We start from the raw sequence: 10,840 nt of genomic DNA, 5'->3' as shown, positions 1-10,840 counted from the left end.
CGCGTGTTTTTCTAGATCGTTAACGAAACAAAACGAACCTCTTGCCCTGCTTCGGCGCCTGCACCTCCAGCTTGGATAAGCACAAGCGCGTTGGCTCTTGCAAAGGCAGCAACATTGCCGGATTTATCGTTTCGCAAAGGTTCAACCATCCATTCCTTCTCAGCACGGTATACAAATGCCCTTGCATATCTTGGATATGGTGATGGTTTTTGAATGGAATCGATTAGTTTTCCTTCCAACCATTCAGAACGGTATTCATTTCTACCCGCCGCCTTCAAAACAACGGGGCGGAGCAATAGCTCTACTCCGGCAAAGCATGCCGAAGGATTTCCTGAAAGGCAGACAAGCAGCTTAGGTCCAAATTGATAGGCTGAGGTTGGCGTACCAGGCCTCATCACTACTTTCGTAAATATGGCATCACCACCTAGAGACTCGGCTGCAAGCTTTACATAATCATAATCGCCGACCGAAACGCCCCCAGTTGTTACAACGATGTCAGCTTTATCCAGGGCATCTTTAATTGCGACTTCTAACATCTTAGGACAATCTGGAATCGGTGAATGCCGAATGACCTCAGCCCCAAGCTCGCGAAGTCTTGCGCTTACCATAAAGCTATTCGCATCATAAATCTGTCCGGACTGCAAAGCCTCGCCTGGCAAAGCTAATTCATCACCAACTGGCAATATGGAAACGACTGGTTTTCGGTAAACCGAGACATCAGTTTGCCCAAATGAAGCCAGCACCGCAATCTCTTTTGCTTTAATTGAAGCCCCCCGGTACAGCACCTTCATGCCTTGCGGCACATCCTCGCCCTTCTTGGCAATATGCTGTCCTTTCTGATAGGACCGATCAATCTGCACGGATGGAAAATCACGCAGATCTTTACGCGCAACCGCCGTTTCCTGCATCACGATACAATCATAATCGGATGGAACAGGAGCACCTGTAAATATACGAACGGCGTTCATAATACCCGAATCCATTGAAAAGTCTATCTCCGCTTGCCCTGCACGTACTTCATCTCTAACATGTAGCAATACAGGTTTCTCTCTAGTGGCTCCTGTTGATGCAGAAGCACATATTGCATAACCATCCATCGCTGCGCGCCGGAATGGCGGCAAAGAAAACGGACTTTCAAAATCGTATGCAAGCACTCTGGATAATGAATCTTCTAATGATACCGTTTCAGTAACAGGTTCTTTCCTATCACGTGTCATCTTCATGACGGCTATCGATACGGAAGCTGTCAGCGGGTCTAATGCGCTTATGACCGACATATTTATCAACCTCCAGCCAGATGTATGAGTAAAAATGGACAGAAAAGACCCTTTCCCTTCATTGAGGAAAAGGCATCGTTGCCGTTTGAGTTCGCACGACACTGTGCGTTACTCGTTCTATAATGTTAGATTAGTTGATGACAGCGTTAATGTCAATATATATAACACGGATAAATGCTAAAATGGACGACTAAAAATTTTATATGTCAGAAATATTCACACGTACATTACGTGAACTTATAATTCGAATTGTGATAACAACTTTGTGATCCGATTCATGAGAAGATCGCACAATGACGTGCAACCATCGGCAATGAGGCCGCAATTCGTTCCTATATAAGGACTAATTGCGGCTTTTTAAGTTGATTACAGAGGATTTGGGTTGATTACAGAGATTAAGGGAGAGATTGGAATGGAGAGAAAAGGATTTTGGCAAAGCGGGCATAAACCTACGTTATTCAGTGCATTTTTGTATTTTGACATGAGCTTCATGATTTGGGTGTTAATTGGACCTTTAAGTGTAATTATTGCGGCAAACTATCCAATGGATCCTGTTCAAAAAGCAAATTTAGTGGCTCTTCCCATATTGGGCGGTTCCATTCTTAGGTTAGTGTTAGGTTTCATGACAGACTATATCGGACCCAAACGAACGGCACAGTTCGGTATGCTATTCACGCTTATTCCATTAATCATGGGCTGGAAATTCGTAGATTCCTTAGATCAGCTCTATATTGTAGCTTTGCTGCTTGGTGTCGCCGGCGCTTCCTTTGCCGCAGCCTTGCCGTTAGCCAGTCAATGGTATTCGAAAGAGCATCAGGGCCTCGTGATGGGTATTGCAGGGGCTGGTAACAGCGGTACCGTAATTTCAACGTTGTTTGCAAATCGTCTGGCACAACATTATGGAAGCTGGGAAGTTGTTTTCGGACTCGCCATCAACCCGTGGGCGGATATTTATCCGATAAAATCGGCGGTACACGAATGTTGACCATTCTATATGCCGAGGCAGGACTCATGCTTGCAGCCGTTGCATCCCTTCCAGCCCTGCCTGTTGTCATAACCTTGCTCTTCATCGGTATGATGTGTCTGGGCGCAGGGAACGGCTCTGTATTCCAACTGGTACCTCAGCGCTTTGGCAGCGAGCTTGGTCTAATGACAGGCATTATCGGAGCTGCTGGCGGCTTGGGCGGCTATGCGCTCCCTTTGATTCTCGGAAAGCTTTATCAATCAACAGGCTCTTATACTTCCGGCTTCCTTATTTTAAGCGTTGTAACGCTTGCCTCCCTTACCTTATTGACCGTCATGCAATCGAAATGGAAAAATAAATGGATGGCAAAAGGCGGCAAAGCAAATTTGGATACTCGATCCGACATATCTTCTGTTAATGTTTAAACCATAAAATCAATAAATTGGTTGAGCAAATGCCCTTGGACAATGAAGCCTCATTAGTCTAGGGGTATTTTGTTTTCCTTTAAAAATTGTTTCATTTCTAGACGTTTTGGATTTTGCAGCAGCTTCGTCATCGCCTCCGTCCAGCGATCACTGCGTGCTCCTTGCGTTCTTTCTGAATAATAACTGGAAATTTCTTGATCATAGGTATGTAAAAGTTCCATCAATTGCTCTTTGTCTTGATAGTATCCATCTTCATGATAAACGCTCATTACTGGCAATCTTGGTTTTTGATCAGAAAGATTCGCTGGGTATCCCACGCTTAATCCAAATAACGGAATCACTCTTTTGGGCAGTTGAAGAAGCTCGGTAACGGCTTTCAACTGGTTTCTTAACCCTCCAATGTAACAAATGCCTAGGCCCATGGATTCCGCTGCTATTGCCGCATTTTGGGCGGCGAGCGCGGTATCAATAAGCCCAATCATAAACATTTCTGTTGAATTTAATGTCAACTCAATTGTTTCGGGCTTCGCAACTTCGATCTCGGCCGCCATCTCAAGCCGATGTAAATCTAAGCAGAACACGAAGAAATGTCCGTTTTTTGCAACATAAGCCTGATTTCCTGCAAGCTCGGCGAGCTTATCCTTTTGAAGTTGGTTTTTTATGCCAATGATTGAATAGGCTTGTACGTAACTGGAGGTGGCCGCTGCTTGTGCGCTTTGTACGATAATTTTTATCTGCTCCTCCGAGAGCGGCTTGTCCAAGTATGATCGTATGGAACGATGGTTTAATAACATTTTTATAACATCATTCATCGTTTCACTTCCTTGTTCATTGGTTTATTGAAGCAACATATTTAATATTAGCGAGACGAACCCAATAATAATATTAAACCATCCGAGGAATTTTGAAACTTTACGTTCTTTGTTCATTCCCGCAATTTGAAAGCCTCTAACATCAATGATTAGGATGAGTATTCCGCTAAACATCCAAAGAAGAATAGCATAATTTTGATAACTGATTGTATAGCCCTCGCCAATCATCCCAACAATGCCCCCCCATCTTTAGTCGAATAGTTATTGGGCTTTCATCCCAATTCGCCGCACTTTCATTAAAGCCTTTATTTCAAAATTACATTCCTTATATAAATTACGCCAACCTTCATTTGTTTTCACTTGCGTATTCCAATAGTGAGGCTTTTTGGCCCGTACATACTCACCAAAGCCGAATATGTCAGAACCTTTTGCTTGTGTTTTCTTGATGATATCGGAGTAAAACTTCACGGATATTTCCTCCTGTTTTTTTTCGATTGCTCGCAAAGTAGCGGGGTCATTTATTTTAACCTTCTCGCTAATCTTACCCTCTATATTAAGCTCAACCGAAATTTTTATCGTAAAAAAAGGGACATTGTCCTTAATCCGGACATCAATTTCGGATTTTCGATGGGTAGCATTTGTCATCACCGTTTCGGATGAATCATCCAGCTTAATGAAAACCCGATAGCCTGCGGGATTTACTCCTTTTATGGCTAAATATCCTGCTATTTCAAGGGGCTTAGTTACGCCGACCATTCGATCGCCGACAAAATAAGCGAGACCTTTTATTTCTACATTTTGTTCTTTCTTCATCTCCACATAAGGCAAAAAACCCTCCTGGCCTTTCTTAGACAAGTTACTCCAGAATATACCGATATAATCCTTGGGGAACTTGCCCATTCTCATCCCTTCATCTAACGTGGACATCAAATAAAGGGTGGGTACCCGTTCAAGTTTTGGAGCTGCTTTCATGAATTTAAGCGCATTCCCCTGAGCGATCATCAGCCAAGCCATTCTGCGCACCTCTGGATTACGCCGGAAGTAATCATTTACATTTTCCAATCCCTTTTTTGCCATTGCTTCAGACACGACGATCACACGCAAATGTCCAAAAAAAAGTCTGCTGGAAACCTGCTGCTGTAAATTCATGAACGCATCATTGATGCTATGGCCGACGACATCTATGACCCAAACCGTTTGCTCTGCTGAGCCGCTGGAGCCGCCGCTTTCGCCTGGACCGAGCGGGATTCTGCCTGGAAGCGCGATCTGAACTGCGACTCGCACCATGTTGTTTCTTGGGGCTTTAATCGTTCCTTGAAGATGAGAAATCTCATCCTCCTCATTCTCCGCCTTTTCGGGATCAACCGTGTCGATGGACACGCCTAAAACAACGGCTCGCTCTTCGATTTCAAGTCGATCCCAGCAGCCTGTTAATAACGGTATGAAAATGCATAAGCAGCATAATCCTTTAACTGTTTTGATCCATTTTCTTGTCCTCAACGCGAGTACCTCTCTTCTTGCGAAGGATAGAAACAAACAATAGCAGTGCGGGATAAACAATCGTGATATACAAACCGAAACGACCAACATTCTCAATAATTTCATACATTTGAACAATGTTTTGAGGAAGCATCGCCATAACGAATACAATAGGCAAAATGAAATATGAGAATAGCTTATGGTCACGTAAACGGAACAATTTGTTGATGGAGTAAATCGTTAAGAAATAGCTTGAGAACAGTGTCGTAAACACCGCAGTTACCCACACCGCTAAAAACGCGGCATCCAAGCGCTCTAATATATTTGCCGGCAATGAAGTCGCTTTCGCTAATTCCAGCGTAGGCCAGAGAAGCTGTTTGATTTCTTCCGCGCCGAACACACCAACCGCTGCAACAACGATCACGAAATATAGCCCACCAGCGATAAGCAATCCCCATATACTCGCCTTCATTGCTTTTTCAGGCTTCTTCATAGCTGGAATGACAGCTGTTAATACGAATGAGCCTTGGAACAAAGCAGCGATAGTCACAATTCCTTTCAGCATTTTCTTTGGTTCGTTTCCCCAGACCGGCAGTAAATTGATCATCTCTGCATTTTTTAGAGAAAGGGCTACAATGAGCAAAGCAGGTACAAGGAGTAATGGAAAATAAAAAGTATGGATATAAGCAAAGGTCGTGATGTTGTTTCGCGTGGATATAGCCGCGAGCAGCAGCATGACGATTACCGTAACCTCAACTGGCGTTGATCGAAGTACAGATGTGACGACAACTTCCCCAAATTCTCGAGCCGTCAAGGAGGTCAGAATGGCAAAGAAAGCGATAATARAGACACTTCCTATCCACGCCAATCCTTTTCCAATGATGTTCTCGCTATATTGAATTACGGATTGATTAGGAAATCTCATGCCCAGAATGGTAATCAACACAAGGCCAATAAAAGCAAGCAGCATGCCAAGCAAAGTCACGAGCGGAGCACCAGAATCAGCAGCTTGAACAGCAAATAGCGGAAGTGCGAGTACACCTACCCCAATAATCGTGCTAACGAGAATAGCGGCTGCTTGGATTACGGTAATCTGACGAGTCTCCATTCGATGCTATCCCCTCTGCTGATTTTTATCATTTTCCGGATCAAGTACATTGGTTGTTGAATGATCCATCTCCTTAAAAGATTGTTCATTCACTCTCTGTGAATCCACGGTCTGCAGAAAGGACGGTCTTTTGCTCATCCACCATAACGGGCCTCTAATTAAAAGATCCTTCATACCTTGGAACTCTGCTGGAACAAGCGGGCTGAGATACGGAACGCCAAATGACTTCAGTGACAGCAAATGATTCGCAATAAGGATGAGCCCGATCATTACGCCGTAAAGCCCGAAAATGCCAGCCATAATGATCAGCGGAAACCGAAGCAAACGCAAAGCTAGAGCTGCATTATATGCAGGCGTTGCAAACGACCCAATTGTCGTTAATGCAATGATAACGATCGTAATCGGGCTCGAGAATCCTGCTGCTACCGCAGCCTGACCTATAACAAGAACACCTACGATAGAGAGCGCGCCGCCAACCTGCTGCGGAAGGCGAATCGTCGCTTCTCGCAATACTTCCATGGATATCTCAATGATTAATACCTCTACAACGGCCGGAAAAGGCACCCCTGCCCTGCCCCCTGCGACGGCTACCGCAAATTCAGTTGGGATCAGCTCGGGATTGAAGGAAATGATCGACACGTAAATGGCGGGAAAGATCAATGAAAACACCAAAGCAATGAGTCTGGCGAAACGAATCGAGCTCATCAATAAAAATCGTTCGGTATAATCCTCAACCGTCTGATAAAACTGGCTGAACACGGTAGGTACGAGCAAGGCGAGCGGCGAACCGTCCACCAAAATTGAAACTCTTCCCTCCAATAAGTTGGCAACAACCTTATCTGGTCGCTCCGTGTACTGAACCTGAGGAAACGGCGAGTAATGATTATCTTCAATAAACTGCTCTAAATAACCAGAGTCCAGTACGCCATCGATATCAATTTTTGAGAGCCTGTTATTTACTTCTTTTACAAGCTCAGGACTCGTAATCCCCTCCATATAACAAACTGCGACCTTTGATTTTGTTCGCTGGCCAATTTCCATCGTCGTTACTCGAAGGTCAGGTGATTGCAGCCGATATCGGATTAAAGAAATATTGGTGCCGATGGGCTCAATAAAGCCTTCCCGCGGTCCTCTTATGACCTGCTCGGTCGCGGGCTGGTCGATGGATCGCTTATCAATATTTCTTGTCCCAATCACAAAAGCCTCATCGAGCCCTTCAACAGCTACGACCGTTTCACCTCTTAGAATACTTTCGACTAAAGTGGCAATTTTGTTTTCAAACTTGCTCTCGCTGTGATAAAGGGCATCATTAAGCAATACGTCCTTCAAATGCTCGATTTCGATGGTGTGTCCTTGGAGATGCGGAGGAATATACATGAGCGGTTTAACGATATCCAGATTAATGGTATTTTGATTAATCATGTTAGAATAATACATAATGACAGCGGAATACTTGCCAAATACATGGAATCTTCGTATCGTCAAATCTTCGTTTACTCCCAAAATCTCTAGAATAAATGCGATGGTGTCTTTGATATTTACACTTATCAAGTCATGCTTGTGTTTATCAAGAGTGCCGCTCGGATCTGTAATAATCGGCTTTGCTTTTTTCTTGTTCATACCCTGTATTGGCATTTTCTCACCGACCATTCAAATATAATGACTTATCGTGAATGCATTTTGGAAAATTTACTCATGAGTTATCTTTTACACATCTTTGCAATAATAACCATCGCTCGCGAACTTGATCATCCTTGAAATAAAGCAAAAAGCCTTGAAGGGCCATCACTCTGGTCCTTCAAGGCTTTTAAGTCATTTTTATACCTCATGCATTATTTTTCTAACTGACGAACGGTCCCATTGGCATACCCAACAATGACAACTGAGGCCATTTCAATAAACAAACCGTTGTCTACGATACCTGGAATTTGATTAAGCGTCATATGAAGCTCCTCTGGCTGAGCAATGCTGCCAAAATGACAATCCGCAATATAATTCCCGTTATCCGTTACAAAGGCTTGATCACCGGCTTTTCTCAATACAGGTTCTGCGCCTAGCTTCTGCAGCTTTCTCATCGTCATTTCAAAACCAAACGGAATGATTTCGACCGGTAATGGGAATTGACCCAGCTCCGAGACCATCTTGCTCTCATCAACAATAATGATAAGCTGCTTGCTTGCAGCCGCAACGATTTTCTCGCGAAGCAATGCCCCGCCCCCGCCTTTTATAAGATTCCAATGGGTATCAACTTCATCAGCGCCATCAATCGTAACATCAATCTCATCGATTTCCGCAAAAGGAAGCAGCGTGATCCCTAGCTCCTTGGCGACCTCCTCCGATTGCTTGGAAGTAGCGATCGCCTTGATCGAAAGTCCTTCCTTCACTCTTTGTCCGATTCTTTGAATAGCCCAATATGCGGTAGAGCCTGTCCCTAAACCAACAATCATGCCGTCTTTTACATATTCCACTGCTTTTTCAGCAGCTAATTTTTTGGATTCCATTAGAATAACTCCCTTTTGATACTAAATTGTTAAATAATAATGATAATATATTTCATCTCTTTCATAACCGTTCCGTTCATATAAACGTTGTGCTTGCTTATTGTCCATTGCCGTAGAAAGCTCTAAGCCTTTCGCGCCGTTTGCTTTCGCATAGCTCTTAGCATGGTCCAACAGCAGCTGAGCAGCGCCTTGACCTCTTTGTTTCTCGATCACAAACAGATCATTCAATATAAAAGACCTTTTCATCGATACAGAAGAAAATGAAGGATAAAGCTGCGTAAAGCCAATTGCTTCACCCGTTGCCTGATTGACGGCAATAAATAAAATAGACTGCTGATGTTCCAACCGTTCGGATAAAAACGCGTTTGCCCCCTCTAGATCAGAGGCTTGCTTATAAAATATTCGGTACTGATTAAATAGATCTGCTAATTCAACGATATGGTTATTCGTTGCCCGTATAACTTCGATTTTCAGGGGGAATTCCTCCAATCCTTCATTTCCTAACTTCATGCAGCGTATACATTTGTGCTGAACTATTCCGATATAGTCAAAGACAAATCTTTGCCGTTTGCAGCAATGATCGCTCTACCGCCTATCGGAAAGGTAAACATGGGTGATGTGTGGCCGAAGTCGAGATCACCGATTATAGGAATATGTGCTAATTCTGCTTTGGAACTGATGATTTTCGCAAGCAGATTTCTGGTCATATTGGATGAGCGCTGGAACCTTCCGATGACTAAGCCTTTGACATCCTCAAATCCTGGCTGATGAATAAGGGATTGCAAATCCCTATCGAATGTAACGGGTTGAGATTCATAGTCATCTTCTATAAATACAATTGCATCCTTAAGGCTCGGCATATAAGAGGTTCCCTGCAGTAAATTCAACGTACACAGATTTCCGCCAATTAGGGTGCCTTCTGCTTGTCCTTCATTAATAATATACGGACCGTCATTGGTTTGGAAAGATCTATTCTCTTGATCGAGAAACCATGCATCGTCACTCCAATACTCAGCCGGTTGAATCCTGATAGATTGATTCTCCATTAGCATACGTTTGAAATAGTCCACTGTATATTCATTCCCGTATTTAATCGCAAATGTAGAGAAATGTGGTCCCGAATAACTTATTAAGCCTGTTTTTGAGTATACAGCGTTGCTTAAGGCTGTAATGTCGGAATAGCCGCATAGGCGTTTCGGGTTTGAGGCAATGATGGAATAATTAAGGCTGCCGAGCAGCTGGTTACAGTTATATCCGCCGATTGTCGTGAGAATTCCTTTTACGCTGGAATCCAAAAAAGCTTCATGCAAATCGTCGATTCTTGCCTGAATGGATGATGAAAAGAAGTCATCTGTTTCCAAGCAATTGTTGGCGTATGAAACGGTAAACCCCATAGCTTCCAGCCGTTCTTGCGCAAAACGGATCTGTTCTTCGGCAATGATTGACATGCTTCTTGAAGGAGAGATAATACGAATATCATCGCCTGGCTTTAATAAATCGGCTTTCATTTTCTAGCACCTCTTCCTCTAGAATCGAAAATGATAGGGATTCCAAATAGTATAGCAGTCATCCAAATTATTGAATACAAAAAATGTAACCTTCTTGTTTTTCCAAGGCAAAAACGAGCGCTATTTATGTCGTTAATTATTTTATTTCAGATGCAATAACCGACAAACATCACATCTATCATCTGCTAAAATTTCTAGTAGGTTGTCCCATCACAGAATAGGAGCGCTGATCATGAACACAATTGCCAATGAACATTTTAAGAACGAAACGATTGCTTTTGATGGTTTTAGTTTTATTAGCTGTACCTTTACGAATTGCGTAATTATCATTACGACACTCGACTTCAATTTTGAATATTGTTCCTTTTATGAGTCCTCCCTGCATGTTAATCCGAARCTTTCTATTTTTGCAATCTCTCATAAGCTATCGCAATCGACATATGATTCAGAAACAAGTTGTTATCGCAATGATTATAAATATCCGCAAACCGTTGTAGAGCTTCCTGCCGTTACCACGCCATAATTGACAGTTCTTCGTGTTACTTCGATTACTTCTGGTAAACGAAAAAGAAACACGCTCTGAATGAGCGTGTTTCTTCAGCTTGTAGAGAAACCCACGTTTTTTCAAAACGACAGGTTTCTCTTTTGTTTTTTTATCCTCTCTTTTCGTGAGAAACAGAGGGTTTAAACCTCTTACGCCCTCCGTTCCAAGTGGAGGGCGATCTTCTTCATGTTCTGCACGGCGGCTTCATGTTCTGCACGGCGG

Annotated in this window: 10 protein-coding genes and 1 pseudogene; 2 read left to right on the top strand and 9 right to left on the bottom strand. The window is 43.2% G+C overall.

The window, feature by feature from the left end:
* Positions 1 to 11: 11 nt before the first annotated feature.
* Positions 12 to 1,277 (bottom strand): molybdopterin molybdotransferase MoeA, encoded by a 1,266-nt coding sequence (locus AC1DLI_RS30105; protein ID WP_477608704.1) that lies wholly within the window; start codon positions 1,275 to 1,277, stop codon positions 12 to 14.
* A gap of 412 nt (positions 1,278 to 1,689) precedes the next feature.
* Here AC1DLI_RS30105 and AC1DLI_RS30100 point away from each other — a divergent pair.
* Positions 1,690 to 2,666: pseudogene (locus tag AC1DLI_RS30100) on the top strand (MFS transporter).
* A 53-nt stretch (positions 2,667 to 2,719) separates the two neighbouring features.
* Here the strand turns inward: AC1DLI_RS30100 and nfsA are convergent.
* From nfsA to AC1DLI_RS30060, 8 genes are all read right to left on the bottom strand, one after another.
* The gene (gene nfsA, locus AC1DLI_RS30095; RefSeq protein ID WP_477608702.1) at positions 2,720 to 3,478 is read right to left on the bottom strand and encodes an oxygen-insensitive NADPH nitroreductase; all 759 of its coding nucleotides are present in this window, start codon (positions 3,476 to 3,478) and stop codon (positions 2,720 to 2,722) included.
* A gap of 24 nt (positions 3,479 to 3,502) precedes the next feature.
* Positions 3,503 to 3,706 carry a CLC_0170 family protein gene (locus AC1DLI_RS30090; protein ID WP_477608700.1) on the bottom strand — a complete coding sequence of 68 codons (204 nt, stop codon included), beginning with the start codon at positions 3,704 to 3,706 and terminating at the stop codon, positions 3,503 to 3,505.
* 33 nt (positions 3,707 to 3,739) lie between these two features.
* Positions 3,740 to 4,978 (bottom strand): Ger(x)C family spore germination protein, encoded by a 1,239-nt coding sequence (locus tag AC1DLI_RS30085; RefSeq protein ID WP_477608698.1) that lies wholly within the window; start codon positions 4,976 to 4,978, stop codon positions 3,740 to 3,742.
* Positions 4,947 to 6,065 carry a GerAB/ArcD/ProY family transporter gene (locus tag AC1DLI_RS30080; RefSeq protein WP_477608696.1) on the bottom strand — a complete coding sequence of 373 codons (1,119 nt, stop codon included), beginning with the start codon at positions 6,063 to 6,065 and terminating at the stop codon, positions 4,947 to 4,949. The genes AC1DLI_RS30085 and AC1DLI_RS30080 overlap by 32 nt, the downstream gene beginning before the upstream one ends.
* Positions 6,066 to 6,071: 6 nt before the next feature.
* Complete coding sequence (locus AC1DLI_RS30075) at positions 6,072 to 7,700, bottom strand: spore germination protein (RefSeq protein ID WP_477608694.1); 1,629 nt, start codon at positions 7,698 to 7,700, stop codon at positions 6,072 to 6,074.
* 197 nt (positions 7,701 to 7,897) lie between these two features.
* Entirely contained in the window at positions 7,898 to 8,566 is a 669-nt protein-coding gene (rpiA, locus tag AC1DLI_RS30070; protein ID WP_477608692.1) for a ribose-5-phosphate isomerase RpiA, read from the bottom strand.
* Positions 8,567 to 8,587: 21 nt separating this feature from the next.
* Positions 8,588 to 9,034, bottom strand: a complete 447-nt coding sequence (locus AC1DLI_RS30065) for a GNAT family N-acetyltransferase (RefSeq protein WP_477608781.1) — start codon at positions 9,032 to 9,034, stop codon at positions 8,588 to 8,590.
* 65 nt (positions 9,035 to 9,099) lie between these two features.
* Positions 9,100 to 10,074: a S66 family peptidase gene (locus AC1DLI_RS30060; RefSeq protein ID WP_477608690.1), complete on the bottom strand. Its 975-nt coding sequence runs from the start codon at positions 10,072 to 10,074 to the stop codon at positions 9,100 to 9,102.
* A gap of 232 nt (positions 10,075 to 10,306) precedes the next feature.
* Between AC1DLI_RS30060 and AC1DLI_RS30055 the strand changes: the two genes are divergently transcribed.
* On the top strand, positions 10,307 to 10,597 hold the full coding sequence (locus AC1DLI_RS30055) for a hypothetical protein (RefSeq protein WP_477608688.1): 291 nt from the start codon (positions 10,307 to 10,309) through the stop codon (positions 10,595 to 10,597).
* Positions 10,598 to 10,840 lie beyond the last annotated feature (243 nt).

It is taken from the genome of Paenibacillus sp. 01T443 (genome assembly GCF_056398325.1).
Note: the sequence above shows the minus strand (reverse complement) of the source record. Positions and strands in the feature narration are given on the sequence as shown.